Source organism: Gloeocapsa sp. PCC 7428 (assembly GCF_000317555.1).
GTDB lineage: Bacteria > Cyanobacteriota > Cyanobacteriia > Cyanobacteriales > Chroococcidiopsidaceae > Chroogloeocystis.
The window spans coordinates 252,312-268,279 of record NC_019745.1 but is presented as its reverse complement, the minus strand read 5'-3'; the positions used below and the strand labels follow the sequence as shown (position 1 = coordinate 268,279).

Below are 15,968 nucleotides of genomic sequence, written 5' to 3'. Positions count from 1 at the left end.
GGAGCAGAGGAAGCAGAGGAGAAACTACATTGTATTTCTCATTGAGTGAAATGGTATGAGATATTCATTATTTATGCTTTTTGCCCAATAGTATTAAAGAGCAGTTTTTCTTAGGCTGGGGAGATACTATTGCATGATACTAGCTGCAACTTTCTACTTGCATAAAAAAGCAGCTTGTTGAAAATAACAAACTGCTAACAATTAATTTAACCGTAGTGGTGGAATTACATCATTCCCATACCACCCATACCACCCATACCGCCCATACCACCCATATCAGGAGCAGCAGCGGCTTTCTTCTCAGGTTTTTCTACGACGAGTGCTTCGGTTGTGAGTACCATTCCAGCAATTGAACCAGCATTTTGTAACGCTGAACGTACAACTTTCGCGGGGTCAAGAATTCCAGCAGCAATTAAGTCTTGGAATTCGCCTGTTGCAGCGTTGTAGCCAATATTAAATTCAGTTTCGCGAACCTTTTCAACGATGACAGAGCCTTCAACGCCTGCATTATCTGCCATTTGGCGTAAGGGAGCTTCAAGCGATCGCTTAACAATATCGGCTCCAATTTTTTCTTCGTCGTTGAGGCTATTTTTGATGTCTTCGACTTTGGTAGAAAGGTGAATCAGCATTGTCCCGCCGCCAGGAACAATACCTTCTTCTACCGCTGCTTTTGTCGCATTCAGCGCGTCTTCAATCCGCAGTTTGCGGTCTTTGAGTTCGGTTTCTGTAGCTGCGCCGACTTTGATCACCGCAACTCCACCTGCGAGTTTCGCAATTCGCTCTTGGAGTTTTTCTTTATCGTATTCAGAGTCAGATTCTTCGAGTTGCCGACGAATTTGAGCAATTCGCTTTTGCACGTCGTCTTTGTTGTCGCCACCAGCAACGATGGTTGTTGCTTCTTTATCGATTGTGACTTTGCGTGCAACGCCCATCATCTCTAAGGAAGCATCGTCTAAACTGAGTCCAACTTCCTCGGAAATGACTTGTCCGCCGGTAAGAACCGCGATATCGCGTAGCATTTCTTTACGGCGATCGCCAAATCCTGGTGCTTTGATCGCGCAAACGTTGAGGACTCCTCGGGCTTTATTCACAACCAAGGTTGCCAAAGCTTCGCCGTCTACGTCTTCTGCGATAATTAATAACGGTTGACCTGCACGCGCAACTTTTTCTAAAACAGGAATTAAATCTTGAATTGTACTGATTTTTTTGTCAGTAATGAGAATACGCGGATTTTCAAAATCGACGACCATCCGCTCGTTATCGGTGATGAAGTAGGGGGAAATGTAACCGCGATCGAGTTGCATTCCTTCAACAACTTCCAGATCTGTTGTCAGTGATTTGGACTCTTCAACGGTAATCACGCCATCTTTGGTTACGCGCTCCATTGCTTCGGCGATCATTGCGCCGACTTCGTCATCATTACCCGCCGAAACGGTTGCGACTTGCGCGATCGCACCGCCTTCTACTGGCTTGGCTGCTGCGGCAATTTCTTCGACTAACATCTCGATGGTTTTTTCCATCCCGCGCCGTACTGCAACAGGATTTGCACCGGCTGCAACGTTCTTTAAGCCTTCTCGAATCATTGCTTGGGCTAAAACGGTGGCGGTAGTTGTTCCGTCGCCTGCAACGTCCTTTGTTTTCGATGCGACTTCTTGAATTAGGCGCGCACCAGTATTTTCTAGCGGATCTTCAAGTTCAATTTCCTTAGCAACGGTAATTCCATCGTTAACAATCTGGGGTGTACCAAATTTCTTTTCAAGTAGGACGTTACGCCCTTTTGGTCCTAATGTAATTTTGACAGCATCAGCAAGAGCGTTGACACCGCGTTCTAACGCCCGCCGCGATTCTTCATCAAACGCAACGATTTTTGCCATATTAGATTTCCTAGCGCTTCCAATTTTCCAATTTAGCACTCTCTAGCCTGGAGTGCTAACCCTCATGAAAAAATCAGGTGAAAAGCAAGGTATTGACACAATAGCTAGAATTGTAGGTCAGTCGTGCGATCGCTGATTGCAAACCGCATTGATGTCAATAAGTTCTTGAAGAATTGCGTTTTTTGAATTGATACAATATCAGCGATCGCTAGCTCTTGTGTGCTTTGGGCGAATTTGGGCGAATGTCGTAGGATTAGCGACTACTTCTTGAGTTAACGCAGGAAATGAGTGAGATGAATCCATTGAATTCAAAGATCATTTTCATAATTGGCATGATGTTATGGCTGATCGTAAGAATTCCCTATCAACGACAACAGAAGCAGAACACAATTGTTGATGACCGAAAAACTATTCAGGAAAAAGCCATTCGCCTTTTGCTATTGATTGGGATATTGTTTCTTCCGTTGACTTATGTTTTATCTCCTTGGTTGAATTTTGCGAACTATGATCTACCAATCTGGGCACATCACTTAGGTATTGCTACTCTTGTACCCGCGCTTTGGTTGTTCTGGCGCAGCCATCGCGACTTAGGCGAAAATTGGTCATCAACGCTGCAAATTCGAGAAGGACATACGTTGATGACTCACGGTGTTTATCAAAATATTCGACATCCGATGTACGCCTCTGTCTTGTTACTTTGCATTGCACAAGCGTTATTGCTACCGAATTGGATTGCAGGGCTATCTGGATTCGTTAGCTTTAGTATTGCGTATGCAACACGAGTGGATCGGGAAGAACAGATGCTGCTTAACAGATTTGGTGATGAGTATGAAGTCTATAGGCAACGCACAAAGCGACTAATTCCCTATGTGTTCTAAATTGGAACTATGCCAAATATAGCCCTAGTGCATGAATCGTAGATGCCTTTCGACTAAAGTTGAGGCTACCCAAACGAAGCGTGCAAGGCAGCACACTCGATAATTCGATTTTTAATAATAACGAGTCCACGAAGGTGGACTTAGTTTTTTAGCTGCGAATTCATTCGCCAAGCCAAGTAGTTGTAGACCAAAAAATCGACAGAAAAACCTCTTCTACGCCATCACCATCCCACCATCGACATTAAACACCTGCCCAGTGATGTAACCAGCCGCAGGATCGGCAGCGAGGAAGCGTACCATTCCCGCAACTTCTTCGGGTTGACCGTAGCGACCGAGAGGAATAAGTTTGAGAATATCTTCGGTATTGCTGAGATTGCTTGTCATGTCGGTGGTAATAAAGCCTGGTGCAACTGCATTAGCTGTAATTCCGCGCGGTGCTAATTCTTTAGCAACGGTTTTTGTAAAGCCGATAACTCCAGCTTTGGCAGCGCTATAGTTTGCTTGTCCTGGATTACCCATTTGACCAGCAACAGAAGTAATACTGATAATCCTTCCACTACGTTGCTTCAGCATGACTTTACTGACAGCGCGGGTACATAAGAAAACACCAGTCAGGTTAAGGTCAATGACCGCTTGCCATTCTTCTGGCTTCATGCGTAACAATAACGTATCGCGTGTAATGCCAGCATTGTTGACAAGTACGTCAACGCGATTCCATTTTTCCATAACCGCATTCAGCAGCGCATCAACTTGATCGGCTTTGGATACATCAGCTTGCAGCGCGATGGCATTTCCCCCACTTGTCGTAATCTCTTCAACTACCTTCTCTGCTGCGGTGCTAGAACTTGCATAGTTGACAACAACATTTGCGCCTTCGCTTGCTAAACTCAGTGCGATCGCTTTGCCAATTCCTCGCGAAGCACCAGTCACGATCGCAACTCGGTCGCGTAATCGTTGCAAATTTTCGGGCAATACTTCCATAAAAACACCTCTAAAACTATCTTGCTCAAGCAATGACGGTTAACCGCTCAATGATTGTAAGTTGATTTGTGTCCTGTAATACGATTTCACCTTGGAGTTACTACAAATAGGGAGCAGAGGAGAAATGATTTGTCGTTTTTATTTAGTGAAATGGTATAACTAGGGGTCAGAGGTTAGGGAGATAGGAAAAACCATAATTGAAAAAGGCAGAAGACAGAGACATTTGCTTCAAAAAAGAAGGAGCGAGGTAATGGGTTATTTTCTTAACCAAAGGTCTAGGTCAGCATCCTCTGACCCCTGACCTCTACAGATGCGATCGCCACCAGAAAAAATTAGGATAGAGAAGCAAGCGTAAATAATCACTACTGTTTTATGGCAACTAAGCAACAGTTCAAAAACTTTGCAGAATTATTAGCGCAATCGAATGTTCCAGTCTTAGTCGATTTTTATGCAGACTGGTGCGGTCCTTGTCAGATGATGGCGGCAATTTTAGAGCGAGTCAATGCGCAGTTTCAGCAGCAACTGCGTGTTGTGAAAATTGACACCGAGAAGTATCCTGAAATCGCTAGTCAGTATCAAGTTCAAGCCTTACCGACATTAGTGTTTTTCAAACACGGTCAACCTGTAGAACGCATTGAAGGTGTGATGCCAGCCGATGCGTTGATTCAAAAGTTACAGACGTTGCTGTAAGTTGCTTGTATTTAAACACGGTGAATATTGAGACAGCACCAGTCTTGTTTTTGCAACTGGCTAGTCACGCGCCAGCCATGCTGAGTTAAGGTATCGCTAACGGCTGCGGCTTGGTTTACAAGAATTCCGCTCAGAATACCCCACGTTGATGCGTGGGCGATAGCATTCCATTGCGGAATTAACTTGATAATAACTTCTGCCAAAATGTTACAAACAATGCCGTCTACTGGTGCTGATACTAACGATACCAGCTGCTCGACACTGCCTTGTTCGACAATTAAGCGCTCTGGTTCGATTGCATTGAGTTCGCGGTTGCTAGCCGTAGATTGTACTGCAAGGGGGTCAACATCAACTGCATAAACCTGACTTGCACCTAAAAGGAGTGCCCCAATTGATAGAATACCAGAACCACAGCCAATGTCTGCGATAACTGTATCACTGTTGATATGACCTTCGAGAGCTTCGAGGCACAATTGCGTTGTCTGATGATTACCCGTACCAAAAGCGACACCAGGGTCGAGATGTATGATAATGCGATCGGTATCCGGCGTTGGTAGCCATGCAGGATTGATTAAGAAGCGATCGCCAATTTCCTGAGGATGCCAGTATTGTTTCCAACTATTTGCCCAATCTTCTTCATCAAGCTGTTGCTGATGTATTTCTGGCACAGCTAAATCCATAGATTTGGCATTTTCACTCAAATTTTGCAACAACACTTCTAAATCAACTGCTTGCACCTCTTGTGAGGGTAAATACGAGCGAATCAAGCGAAAGTCTCCTTTTTTCTCGCTCGCCATTCCCCGAAAACCAAATTGATCGAGTTGCCAGAAAACAGTTTCTTCTAGCACAGGATCGCAAATAATCTGTAATTCACACCAAGTATTAGCCATAAAGAGCAATTAGCAATTAAGTAACTTGGGGAAAAACTTAACTTAAAGGCTGGTAACTGGTAATTGGTCATTGGAAAGAATACCCATTACCCATTACCCAACCTAAAATTATGCCCACCTACTTAACAGTTTTCTCCTACAATGTCACCGTATAAGCATCGCGAATGCCTGACACTTTGGTAATCTCATCTAAAATCCCATCGGGTAGGGGATCGTCAAGGCTCAAAACCATCACCGCATCGCCACGCACAATTTTGCGCCCTACCTGCATACTGGCAATATTTACATTAAAACTACCGAGGAGCGAACCAATTTTACCGATGATTCCTGGCATATCGCGGTGTAGCGTAAAGAGCATATGTTGACTCGGCGGAACGTTAACAGGAAATTCATCAATGTCTGTAATGCGAATTTCGCTGTCGCCCAGCAAAGCACCTGTCACGGAATGATCGCCCAAAGAGCCTTTGGCTTCTAAATGCAGTGAACCTGCATAGTCGCGTTCTGCTGCATCGCGCGTTTCAATGACGCGAATACCCCTTTCCTTGGCTTCAATTGAAGCATTGACGTAATTAACGCGTTCGCGTAGCGCCTGCGACAGTAAACCTTTGAGTGCGGCGACGACGATCGGCTGGCTTTTATTTGTTGCGAGTTCGCCTTGTAGTTTGACAACAAGTTGTTCTACTCTGCCTCCAGCTAACTGTCCTACCAAGTTGCCCAGGGTTTCTGCAAGCTGCATATAAGGACGAAGTTCTTCAAGGACATCAGGACCTAGCCCAGGGATATTAACTGCCGATCGCGCGGGTAATCCGAGTAAAACGTCGCGAATTTGTTCAGCGACATCGATCGCCACATTCACTTGTGCTTCGGTAGTCGATGCTCCTAAGTGAGGAGTGAGAATGACTTGTTTTTCTAATGACTTTAACGGCGAATCTCCTAACGGTTCAGTTTCATAAACGTCAAGCGCTGCGCCTGCGATTTTACCTTCTTTAAGCGCGTTATACAGCGCTGTTTCGTCAATAATTCCCCCACGCGAACAGTTGATGATGCGTGCGTTAGGTTTCATTTTGGCGATCGCTGCGGCGTCGATTAAGTGCGTTGTTTCTGGTGTCTTGGGGATGTGCAAGGTAATGTAGTCCGATTCTTGCAGTAAAACATCCATTTCTACCAAGCGACAGCCTAGCTGATCGGCTCTTTCTGTCGATATAAACGGATCGTATGCTAACAGTTTCATGCCCATGGCTTTCGCCGCAGTAGCAACGTGCGAGCCAATTTTACCTAAACCAACGACTCCTAGCGTCTTTTTATAAACTTCTGCGCCAATAAAACTTTTACGATCCCATTTGCCACTTTTCACCGAAGCATTTGCATCAGGAATGTAGCGCGATAAAGCAAGCATCATCGCTAGCGCGTGTTCGGCGGCGGCGATCGTATTGCCTTCGGGCGAGTTGACGACAACAATCCCCTTGCGCGTGGCAGCATTAACGTCTACATTATCAACTCCAACGCCTGCTCTACCAATAATTTTCAACTGCGTTCCCGCTTCAATAATTTCTTGCGTAACGCGGCTGCCAGAGCGAATCATTAACGCGTCATATTCTGGTATAATCTGCGCCAGTTCTTCTGACGATAGTCCAATTTTGATATCAACGCTGGCAACTTGAGACAGGATATCAATTCCTGCCTGGTCAATCGGATCGGAGACGAGAACTTTAGCCATAATTAGCAAGCAAGACTAGGTAGGGAAAACGCGATTCATGAGAGCATTTTGCTCTCAAGCAGCGATTGTTATCATTTACACAACTGTAGGCACAATCTGTAAGTTTGAAAAACTTCTATGCTACAGCGCAGTTGCTTCCGCAGTAGGTTATTTTAACTGTAAAGGCGTCCGCGCCAGAACATTTAACAAAATAATTTCTGCGTTCGGGCTATACCTTTATTAATATACCGACAAAATCCGATGGCGTTGGACAAATCATAATTACGACAGAACCCGCCGCGTGCTTACCACTGGTACATTGAAAATGGAGACTTGTATCTCAAGCACAACTGTCAATCAATAAAACTTGCTAAGATGAATTACCTTGTTGCTGTACTCCCCGATCGCATCCAAGCCGAAGCTGCTTACTTAGCGCTCGAAAAAGAAGGTATTCCCACTGATAAAGTCAGTATTCTCGGTCGAGGATACAAAAGTGCTGATGAGTTTGGGTTGATTGACCCGAAAGAGCAGGCTAGAAAGCAATCGCGAATTATGATGCTGTGGCTTGTGCCGTTTGGCTTTGTTGCCGGAATTGCCTTCAATTTGCTAACAGGGTTGAATACTTTCCCCTGGGCTGGCGATATTGGTAATCAGTTGATTGGTGGGTTATTAGGGGCTGCGGCTGGCTATATGGGAAGCTTTTTTGTTGGTGGTGCAGCAGGGATAGCTTTTGGGAGTGGTGACGCTTTGCCTTATCGCAATCGCCTCGATGCGGGTAAGTATTTGGTTGTGGTGCGCGGTTCAGAAACTTTGACTCGTCAAGCAACACGGGTTTTGCGTCAGTTTGAACCGGAGAATCTTCAAGGATATGTCGATCCTGCGGGAGTGTGAGCAGAGGCGCAGGGGAGAATAGGTAATTATAAACTGCGATCGCGCGGCATTAATTGAAAACATCAGATATATTCAGAATGCTACCAAGAGAAGAACTTTTAAAGGGCGTTGAAAACCGAGATAGTATTGCGCGGGTAATCGATCAAGCACAACAGGCGATTAAAACTTGGGAAGTTGTCTTAACGGATTTTTTGTCTCCTCCAGAATTAGCGGAAACACAACAAGTTTTTAGCCGTTTAACTGAGGTACAAACGATCGCTTGGGGTGGATATCCGCAAGCAGAAAGGCAACGTTTGGCGATCGCGCGTCCTGAAATACCGCTAGATTTATCACACGTCGCTGTTGCGGCGCTTGATATTTCTGGAAATTTTTTATTTGATACCGCAACTCATCGCGATTTTTTGGGGGCAATGCTGGGTACTGGTATTGTTCGCGAGAAAACAGGTGACATTATTGTTTTGGGCGAACGTGGCGCACAAGCGATTGTTGTTCCTGAACTTGTCGAATTTTTAGAAATGAATCTTCAGCAAGTGCGTTCGGTTCCGGTAAAAATACAACGAATCGAGTTAAGTGAACTCAAGATTCGCGAACCAAAGAAAAAAGACCTAACAACGGTTGAAGCTTCTTTAAGGTTAGATGCGATCGCTTCCGCTGGCTTTGGCACTTCTCGCAGCAAAATGGCTGATATGATTGATGCTGGCGATGTGCGTGTTAACTGGAAAGAGGTAACTCAAGCAAGCGCACAAGTCAAACCTGGAGATTTAATTGCAATTCGTGGTAAAGGACGCCTAGAAGTCGGTGAAGTTGCTGTTACTAAAAAGGAACGTTACCGCGTGCAGTTAACTCGGTATGTATAACTTAAAGTTTTGGTAATGGGTAATTGGTAATAGGTAATAAAAAAGACTGTAGTGCGTTCGCATTTAATATTTAGCAGACCTGCTGCATGAATCACAGCCGCCCTCCGACTTCCTTCAGGGCTATCCAAGCAAAGTTTTAAGCGTTATGAATTTTAAGTTTTTAGTTTTGAACTCTCAAGAATTTTCTTAACTCATAACTCTAAATTGGTGGACTTTGTTTATTTAGCTAGTGAATTTATTCGCCAGCAGCTACAGCTAACAGAAAAAGCTAATATCTCACAATGACCAATTACCGATTACCGGTTACCAACCTTTACTTTCTACTTCCTAAAACTGTTTTCCAAAAAGTTGTAATGGCTTCTCTTGGTACAAATCGCGGGATATTGGCTAAGATTTGATTTCGCAAATCTCCAGGAACAATGACAGGATGCTCTTTTTCTATAGCCGCTAAAGCTTCACGAACAACAATTTTTGTGGAAGTGTAATTTTTTTCGGCAATATTAACTAAAATTGGCGGAAATTCTGCATCTGTAAAAAAGTTTGTGTCGGTTGGTCCTGGACAAACTGCAATCACACGTACCCCATATTTACGATTTTCTGCCCATAAAGCTTCACTAAAACTGAGGATAAATGACTTTGTTGCCGCATAGACGCTAAGGTAAGGCATCGATTGAAACGCTGCAACCGAAGACATATTAATAATATTGCCTGAACCGCGTTGCCGCATTTGTGATAAGAATAGATGTGTTAAATCTACGAGCGCCAGAACATTTAGCTGTATCATATTTAACTGTCGTTCGCGATCAAGTTCGATAAAGTCGCCATATTCGCCAAAGCCAGCGTTGTTGATTAACAAGTCGATGGCGATACCCTTACTGTTGACGGTATCAAATACAGTTTGCGCTGCTTGTGGTGCGGTCAAGTCTTGGGGAATAATCTCTACTTGAATTTGGTATTGCGTTTGTAGTTGTGTTGCGAGTTGTTCAAGTTTCGTTTGCGATCGCGCTACTAATACTAAATTTGTCTTGCGTGCAGCTAGTTCTTGCGCAAAAGCCGCACCAATCCCCGCAGAAGCACCTGTAATTAAAGCCGTTGTCATGCAACTAACCAACTTATTTTAAATTTCTTAACAAGATTTAACTCTATTTTAGATTTTGCCCAGAAAGAGTTTTATCTCGCGGGGAGTAGGTACCTAAGAAGATTTTCATCAAAACGCAACAAAATGTTTCCTTGCTAACAGTTTTATCGTCAAATAAATTTATAGTTTGTTTGACATTCTGTATCTAGTGATTGCAATAGTATCTGATGACAAAATATTCGCTTATAAGGGTGCTGCGAAAATCTCCTATATTCTCAGTATTACTGCTGCTGGTTGCATCAGGAACAGCATTAGCAGCCGAAGAGACAACAGCAGACAATGGCTTTGTTGCAGGAATTGATGCGGTTTTTTCTGGTTTGGTAGATGCACTGTCGCAGGTACTGTTTTTCAGTGTTGCAGGTCTACCGTTTATCGTCTTGTGGCTCATTATCGGCGCGGTTTTTTTTACACTGCGGATGAAATTTGTCAATTTTCGGGCTTTTGGTCACGCGATCTCTGTCGTGCAAGGGCATTACGATAATCCGGCGGAAACTGGAGAAGTCACTCACTTTCAAGCTTTATCCGCAGCACTTTCAGCAACGGTTGGATTAGGAAATATTGCAGGGGTGGCGATCGCTATTCAATTGGGTGGTCCTGGCGCGATGTTTTGGATGACGATCGCGGGATTGCTGGGAATGTCCAGTAAGTTTGTTGAGTGTACGCTTGGTCAAAAATATCGCTTAGTATCGCCTGATGGTACAGTTTCGGGGGGTCCGATGCGGTATTTATCGCGCGGTTTGGGAGAACTCGGATTGCGCCCTCTCGGAAGGGTACTAGCAGGCTTATTTGCGGTGTTATGTATTGGTGGGTCGTTTGGTGGCGGTAATATGTTTCAAGCCAACCAATCTTACTCGGCGATCGCTGGAGTTGTTCCCTTATTTGTAGGACGAAGCTGGCTTTATGGATTAATTCTAGGCGCAATGGTCGCTTTGGTGATCATTGGTGGTATTCGTCGCATCGGTGGAGTTGCGGAGAAGCTTGTCCCTGCGATGTGCTTGATTTATGTTTTAGCGGCATTGTGGATTATTCTGACGAATTTACCGCAAGTTCCTGCTGCTTTTGCCACGATTGTGCGCGAAGCGTTTGTCCCTCAAGCTTTTACAGGAGGCTTTATTGGAGTACTCGTACAAGGATTTAGACGCGCATCTTTTTCTAATGAAGCTGGTGTTGGTTCAGCGGCGATCGCGCATTCCGCAGCGCGTACAGAAGAACCAATTCGCGAAGGAATCGTTGCTTTATTAGAACCATTTATTGACACTGTAATCATTTGTAATATGACAGCGTTAGTCGTTGTCATTACTGGCGTGTACACCGATCAAACTGATAGTGGAGTACAGCTAACGAATACGGCATTTGCTTCTGTTATTAGTTGGTTTCCCATTATTCTGTCAATCGCTGTGTTTTTGTTTGCCTTCTCAACGATGATTTCTTGGAGTTACTACGGCGAACGTTGTTGGGCTTACTTGTTTGGCGATCGCTCTACAATGATTTACAAAGTTATCTTCGTCATTTTTGTCTTCATTGGTTCTGTTGTTAACCTAGGTGCGGTTCTCGACTTCAGCGATATGATGATTTTGTCTATGGCGTTTCCTAATATCCTGGGTTGCTATTTGTTGTCTGGGAAAGTTGCAGCAGATTTAGAAAGCTATATGAAACGATTGAATACTGGACAAATGCCAGTTTATAGATAATTTAGTTCGTAAATAGGTGCAAAAAATGTAATTTATATGGTTGGTAATTGGTAATTGGTCATTAAATATTCACCTATTATACCATTTGACTAAATAAGAACTACAGTTAATTTCTCTCTCTGCTTCCTCTGCTACCCATTTGTAGCAAATTTAAAGTGAAATGGTATTACCTATTACCCACCACCTCAAAAAGCTGTGAGTGCTAATAAGGAAAAATGTTATGACTTGGTTAGAAAAAAATTGTGTTTTAGTGCCAATCGATTTTTCTGAGGAATCCTTCGCTGCACTTGAACCAGCACGAGAATTTGTTAAAGATCCTTCTCAACTACACGTATTGCACGTTCTCTCTCATCTCCATCCTGCTGAACCAGGAATTGTTTGGAGTACAATAGATGATGGGACACGCATAAAACACGTGCAAGAAGTACTACAAGAACGCTTGACATCAGAATATCAAGGAGTTCATATAGGAGTCTTAGTCGGCGATCCTAGTTCTAAAATTATTGATTACGCTCAAGAAATCAATGCTGACTTAATAGTTATCCCCTCACATGGACGTACTGGTTTGAGTCGTTTTTTCCTTGGTTCTGTAGCAGAAAGAGTCGTTCGATTCGCGCATTGCCCTGTTATAGTTTTGCGCAAATAATACTTAATTGAAAATTGGTAAAATAACAAAAGCTGATAACCCTATTAAAAATGCGATCGCTTTTGAGTAGTTAGAAGAACTTCATTTTACTCAATAGCGAACGTGAAACCAATGAAACTTGCCCATATTGCTGATTCAAAAACTTAAATCTATTAATATCTCTAATCAAAGAATCTCCATACAAATTCATCTGATTTTCTAAATACTTTTCTGCGAAATGGTAGAGTTCCATATCTAATTCATTGTATTTTTGAATAAGGGAAGTCGTAGTTGATGGTATATCTTTGTTTGTCTGTTCAGCGACGTTTTTCCTTCTGTAAAAAAGAAGTTTCCAACCTAAAACCCTTTGCAGCAAGAGGAGAGACTCATCAAACTTTTCAGTTAACCCCACGACGGCAAAATGTTCTTGTATATTTTTTTTAGCAACCTCTAACAGTTTTATTGAAAAATCTTCGTACTCCGTACTGCCCTTTTTAAATCCAGCTATAATTTTAGTCTGACCATTATAGGCGCTCGGAGCTATACCACTACGCACAAACTCTTCTAGACTCAAATTATTAGTTTTTACTGGGTCATAAAGTGGATGCTCTGGTCGGCGAATGATGTAACGATAGAGCGAAACAACTCGCTCGGCTGGGTCACGTAGTAGAGTAATATAGGTTGATGGCTGCGGTAAGTAATCGTGCAGTCCGAAGCCAACGTGTCCTCTCAAAAGTTTTATTTTACTTCGACGCGTTTCCGGCAGAGTTTTAAACTGCTCTACAGTTTTAGCTTCTCTTTCACTACGTTCAAAACCATAAATAGAGAAAATCGAATCTTTTGCGTATTGACGATTAATTACTGTATTAAGTGTACTACCCGCAGCTTTAGGAATATGTAAAAAAACAATCGCAGTGTCACTATATCTCTGTTGATTCAGTTCTGACATAAAGCTCACCTCTTGCTTAGATATTAGGTAGGTTGATTTATTAAGGAAGCCTTACACGCTGTTAATTAGTATCTATTTTTACACGCTTTGTCGATCTAGTAGGAATTTCCTGGTAAACATAAAGCAGGATACCACTTACATATCAATGCGATCGCTTTACAAAAAATCTGGACGATTGCATTCTAGTTGAGGTCTATGCTAATATCATTGTTCTGCGGACGTATAGCTCAGTTGGTTAGAGCGCTACGTTGACATCGTAGAGGTCACTGGTTCGAGTCCAGTTACGTCCACTAGTGTACAGTGACAAATTATAGTGGAGAGTTGACAGTTGAAAATCTTCGCTGTCCACTGTTCAGTGTATAAATCACAATTCCTCCCTCTCTTGTGATAGATAAATATGTAAAACCAGAGACTGATGAAACACAGAGTTTAATTCGCGAAACTAGAAACTCATGTAAAGAAGCTCAAAGCTTCAATACTGTTGTAGTCACAAAAGGAGGGAATAATGGCAACTCAGCTTAAGCGTGCAGTTGGTACATTTTCCAGCCGGACAGAGGCTGAATCCGCACTTAATGCCCTAAGAGATTCAGGCTTCTCAATGGACAAAGTTTCAATCTTAGCTAAAGACACAAACCGTAACGATCAGGTTGCAGGAGTTGACGTAGAAAACCGCAATCAAGTTAAGCAACGCGGAGAAACTGAAGCACAAGAAGGCGCTGGTATTGGTGCAACCACAGGTACAGTTTTAGGCGGCGTTGGCGGTTTGTTAGTAGGTTTAGAAGCCTTACTCATTCCTGGTGTAGGTCCTTTCCTTGCGGGTGGAACAATTGCCACAACCTTGGCTGGTGCAGGTATCGGCGCAGCAGCAGGAAGCATCGTCGGTGCATTAACAGGGCTAGGAATTCCAGAAGAAGAAGCACAAGGATACAGCGATCGCGTCTCGCAAGGCGATTACCTAGTGTTTGTAGAAGGTACCGCCGCAGATATTGACCGCGCTGGCACAGTTTTAAGTAGCCGAGGTATTCATCAGTGGGCAGTATACGATATACCTGTTAGCCAAAGCCGTACAAACACAACTCCAACGCAAGTTGAAACTGTTGAGCAAAGAACACCACAATACACTAGCGAAGTTCATACCGAACGCGTTGTCAACAGTACAACTACTGAACCTAACGTAAAAGTTGTAGACCGACGACAAGAAACGCGCTAGAGAAACTTTCACGCCAACATCTCAAAACTCAGAGGGCGGGAAATAACCAAACGTGTCAGATTACCTCAAAGTCCCCCACTATTGGGGGATCTAGGGGCTTAAAATACATTCGGCAAAAAATTGGGAGCCTGCCAAAGTGTGTAACCAATAGATACGACTATTAAAGTAATCAAAGCCGTCAGTACATAACTCACACACATTAATAAACCGTCCGATTCCAAAGTCGCCACAGCAAATAGCAAGATTCCTACAGTGGGAATCGGGTTTGTAAAAGGAATCGGAGAAATTAACAAGATTGTCAACCAAGAAATACACACTCCATTAAGTTGCCAAGCGATATGGCTTTGGGCGAGTGCAGTCCAACGCGGACGCGCAATTTTTTCAACTATGCGCGTGACACGTCGTAAATTTTGGAGAATTTGCACGACAAAACGGCGGGGAAACTGAAATTGTGCAACTTTTTTAGGCAACCAAGGCGATCGCCTTCCCAAAGCCATTTGTAACGAAAGTAACAAACAGCCCGAACCTAAGGGACCTGTGAACCCAGGTGGCATAGGAAACAAAAAGGGTAAAACGAGTAACGCAATCACCAAGCTAAAACCCCTTTCCGAGGTTTCTGCCAGAATCTCACCAATTGTTAACGGCTGAGAAGCTAATTTTTCTAGCAGTAATTTAATATCGTGAGAAAATCTAAGCATTGGGTGTTCGTATTAAAACAGTTAAGGCATCAAAACCGCTAAAGCACGAGGAATCACACGAAAATGCGCAGGCGTATACGTTGTAATTTCTCCATCGGTATTGATTGGCAGTGGTTTACGCGTGTATACTTCGATTTCCTGACCGTGAAAAGCCCGAACACCCGACGATTTCGTATGCCTTCCGCGTCGCAGTGCCGGAAATAAAGTTAACATTTGCCACCAATGCTGTATTTCTAAACTGTACACATCCAACCTTTGGTCATTAATTTTGGCATCGTGTACGATCGCCATTCCACCTCCATAGTAACGACCATTGCCAACCGCAATCTGAATCGTTTTCACCTGAATTGATTGTCCATTGCGCCGAATTTCTGCGTAAAATGGGTGCGCTTGCCACATCGCTTCAATTGCCGTTATAGCATACGCAAAAACTCCCCAACGTCGCTTAGCTTCCTTCGTCAGCTTTTGGGTAATTTGGACACTCAGCCCAAGACTGGCAACATTAAAAAAGTGCTTACCATTGACCCAGCCCAAGTCAATGTACTGAATATTACCGCGAGCAATAATTTTACAAGCTGCGGCAAGATTCGGAATTCCCAGCGTACGTGCTAAGTCATTAGCAGTTCCCAAAGGCAAAATTCCCAAAGGTAAGTGCGAATCTACCAAACCATCAACCGCAGCATTCAACGTTCCATCGCCACCACCTACAATTGCTAAATCAACTTTATTTTGATAACTGCGAATAATTTCCGGCAAAAACCGCGCATCTTCAGTGATTTCTGGAATCAACTCCAAGCCCAAGCTTTCCAACTGCGCGATCGCTTGTGCAAGATTGCGTCCTTGGCGCGCGTGACGATTGACGAGTAGCAATGCTCGACGAGTCATATTATTGTAGATATT

15 protein-coding genes and 1 tRNA gene are annotated in these 15,968 nt (G+C 43.5%); 8 read left to right on the top strand and 8 right to left on the bottom strand.

Going from position 1 to position 15,968, the window contains the following annotated elements:
- Window positions 1-224: 224 nt before the first annotated feature.
- A complete protein-coding gene (gene groL, locus GLO7428_RS01185) occupies window positions 225-1,874 on the bottom strand; it encodes a chaperonin GroEL (RefSeq protein ID WP_015186725.1) in 1,650 nt (549 codons plus the stop codon).
- A 284-nt stretch (window positions 1,875-2,158) separates the two neighbouring features.
- Between groL and GLO7428_RS01180 the strand changes: the two genes are divergently transcribed.
- Entirely contained in the window at window positions 2,159-2,752 is a 594-nt protein-coding gene (locus GLO7428_RS01180) for a protein-S-isoprenylcysteine O-methyltransferase (protein WP_339366789.1), read from the top strand.
- A gap of 213 nt (window positions 2,753-2,965) precedes the next feature.
- Here the strand turns inward: GLO7428_RS01180 and fabG are convergent, their stop codons facing one another.
- Window positions 2,966-3,733: a 3-oxoacyl-[acyl-carrier-protein] reductase gene (gene fabG / locus GLO7428_RS01175; protein WP_015186723.1), complete on the bottom strand. Its 768-nt coding sequence runs from the start codon at window positions 3,731-3,733 to the stop codon at window positions 2,966-2,968.
- A 372-nt stretch (window positions 3,734-4,105) separates the two neighbouring features.
- Here fabG and trxA point away from each other — a divergent pair, with 372 nt between their 5' ends.
- Entirely contained in the window at window positions 4,106-4,423 is a 318-nt protein-coding gene (trxA, locus tag GLO7428_RS01170; RefSeq protein WP_015186722.1) for a thioredoxin, read from the top strand.
- Between the two features lie 11 nt (window positions 4,424-4,434).
- Here the strand turns inward: trxA and prmA are convergent, their stop codons facing one another.
- Window positions 4,435-5,313, bottom strand: a complete 879-nt coding sequence (gene prmA / locus GLO7428_RS01165; RefSeq protein WP_015186721.1) for a 50S ribosomal protein L11 methyltransferase — start codon at window positions 5,311-5,313, stop codon at window positions 4,435-4,437.
- A 136-nt stretch (window positions 5,314-5,449) separates the two neighbouring features.
- On the bottom strand, window positions 5,450-7,030 hold the full coding sequence (gene serA, locus GLO7428_RS01160; RefSeq protein WP_015186720.1) for a phosphoglycerate dehydrogenase: 1,581 nt from the start codon (window positions 7,028-7,030) through the stop codon (window positions 5,450-5,452).
- 354 nt (window positions 7,031-7,384) lie between these two features.
- Between serA and GLO7428_RS01155 the strand changes: the two genes are divergently transcribed.
- Both GLO7428_RS01155 and GLO7428_RS01150 read left to right on the top strand, forming a co-directional pair.
- Window positions 7,385-7,900 carry a hypothetical protein gene (locus tag GLO7428_RS01155; protein ID WP_015186719.1) on the top strand — a complete coding sequence of 172 codons (516 nt, stop codon included), beginning with the start codon at window positions 7,385-7,387 and terminating at the stop codon, window positions 7,898-7,900.
- A gap of 77 nt (window positions 7,901-7,977) precedes the next feature.
- Complete coding sequence (locus tag GLO7428_RS01150; RefSeq protein ID WP_015186718.1) at window positions 7,978-8,757, top strand: photosystem II S4 domain protein; 780 nt, start codon at window positions 7,978-7,980, stop codon at window positions 8,755-8,757.
- Window positions 8,758-9,070: 313 nt separating this feature from the next.
- Here the strand turns inward: GLO7428_RS01150 and GLO7428_RS01145 are convergent, their stop codons facing one another.
- Window positions 9,071-9,856, bottom strand: coding sequence for an SDR family oxidoreductase (locus tag GLO7428_RS01145; RefSeq protein ID WP_015186717.1), 786 nt, complete (start codon window positions 9,854-9,856; stop codon window positions 9,071-9,073).
- A gap of 206 nt (window positions 9,857-10,062) precedes the next feature.
- Here GLO7428_RS01145 and GLO7428_RS01140 point away from each other — a divergent pair, with 206 nt between their 5' ends.
- Together GLO7428_RS01140 and GLO7428_RS01135 are read left to right on the top strand one after the other, a co-directional pair.
- Complete coding sequence (locus GLO7428_RS01140; protein ID WP_015186716.1) at window positions 10,063-11,586, top strand: sodium:alanine symporter family protein; 1,524 nt, start codon at window positions 10,063-10,065, stop codon at window positions 11,584-11,586.
- A 220-nt stretch (window positions 11,587-11,806) separates the two neighbouring features.
- Complete coding sequence (locus GLO7428_RS01135) at window positions 11,807-12,232, top strand: universal stress protein (protein WP_015186715.1); 426 nt, start codon at window positions 11,807-11,809, stop codon at window positions 12,230-12,232.
- A 70-nt stretch (window positions 12,233-12,302) separates the two neighbouring features.
- Here the strand turns inward: GLO7428_RS01135 and GLO7428_RS01130 are convergent, their stop codons facing one another.
- Window positions 12,303-13,160: a sulfotransferase family 2 domain-containing protein gene (locus GLO7428_RS01130; RefSeq protein ID WP_015186714.1), complete on the bottom strand. Its 858-nt coding sequence runs from the start codon at window positions 13,158-13,160 to the stop codon at window positions 12,303-12,305.
- Between the two features lie 216 nt (window positions 13,161-13,376).
- Between GLO7428_RS01130 and GLO7428_RS01125 the strand changes: the two genes are divergently transcribed.
- Together GLO7428_RS01125 and GLO7428_RS01120 are read left to right on the top strand one after the other, a co-directional pair.
- Window positions 13,377-13,450: transfer RNA gene (locus tag GLO7428_RS01125), tRNA-Val, on the top strand.
- Window positions 13,451-13,665: 215 nt separating this feature from the next.
- Window positions 13,666-14,370, top strand: coding sequence for a general stress protein (locus tag GLO7428_RS01120; protein ID WP_015186713.1), 705 nt, complete (start codon window positions 13,666-13,668; stop codon window positions 14,368-14,370).
- 98 nt (window positions 14,371-14,468) lie between these two features.
- Here the strand turns inward: GLO7428_RS01120 and GLO7428_RS01115 are convergent, their stop codons facing one another.
- Window positions 14,469-15,068, bottom strand: coding sequence for an exopolysaccharide biosynthesis protein (locus tag GLO7428_RS01115; RefSeq protein WP_015186712.1), 600 nt, complete (start codon window positions 15,066-15,068; stop codon window positions 14,469-14,471).
- Between the two features lie 21 nt (window positions 15,069-15,089).
- Window positions 15,090-15,953: a lipid kinase gene (locus GLO7428_RS01110; RefSeq protein WP_015186711.1), complete on the bottom strand. Its 864-nt coding sequence runs from the start codon at window positions 15,951-15,953 to the stop codon at window positions 15,090-15,092.
- Window positions 15,954-15,968 lie beyond the last annotated feature (15 nt).

Coding starts and splice junctions, on each gene's coding strand:
- prmA (WP_015186721.1), bottom strand. CDS start 5,313: ATGGCTAATACTTGGTGTGAATTACAGATTATTTGCGATCCTGTGCTA.
- GLO7428_RS01145 (WP_015186717.1), bottom strand. CDS start 9,856: ATGACAACGGCTTTAATTACAGGTGCTTCTGCGGGGATTGGTGCGGCT.
- serA (WP_015186720.1), bottom strand. CDS start 7,030: ATGGCTAAAGTTCTCGTCTCCGATCCGATTGACCAGGCAGGAATTGAT.
- fabG (WP_015186723.1), bottom strand. CDS start 3,733: ATGGAAGTATTGCCCGAAAATTTGCAACGATTACGCGACCGAGTTGCG.
- GLO7428_RS01115 (WP_015186712.1), bottom strand. CDS start 15,068: ATGCTTAGATTTTCTCACGATATTAAATTACTGCTAGAAAAATTAGCT.
- GLO7428_RS01130 (WP_015186714.1), bottom strand. CDS start 13,160: ATGTCAGAACTGAATCAACAGAGATATAGTGACACTGCGATTGTTTTT.
- trxA (WP_015186722.1), top strand. CDS start 4,106: ATGGCAACTAAGCAACAGTTCAAAAACTTTGCAGAATTATTAGCGCAA.
- GLO7428_RS01135 (WP_015186715.1), top strand. CDS start 11,807: ATGACTTGGTTAGAAAAAAATTGTGTTTTAGTGCCAATCGATTTTTCT.
- GLO7428_RS01120 (WP_015186713.1), top strand. CDS start 13,666: ATGGCAACTCAGCTTAAGCGTGCAGTTGGTACATTTTCCAGCCGGACA.
- GLO7428_RS01140 (WP_015186716.1), top strand. CDS start 10,063: ATGACAAAATATTCGCTTATAAGGGTGCTGCGAAAATCTCCTATATTC.
- groL (WP_015186725.1), bottom strand. CDS start 1,874: ATGGCAAAAATCGTTGCGTTTGATGAAGAATCGCGGCGGGCGTTAGAA.
- GLO7428_RS01180 (WP_339366789.1), top strand. CDS start 2,159: ATGAGTGAGATGAATCCATTGAATTCAAAGATCATTTTCATAATTGGC.
- GLO7428_RS01155 (WP_015186719.1), top strand. CDS start 7,385: ATGAATTACCTTGTTGCTGTACTCCCCGATCGCATCCAAGCCGAAGCT.
- GLO7428_RS01110 (WP_015186711.1), bottom strand. CDS start 15,953: ATGACTCGTCGAGCATTGCTACTCGTCAATCGTCACGCGCGCCAAGGA.
- GLO7428_RS01150 (WP_015186718.1), top strand. CDS start 7,978: ATGCTACCAAGAGAAGAACTTTTAAAGGGCGTTGAAAACCGAGATAGT.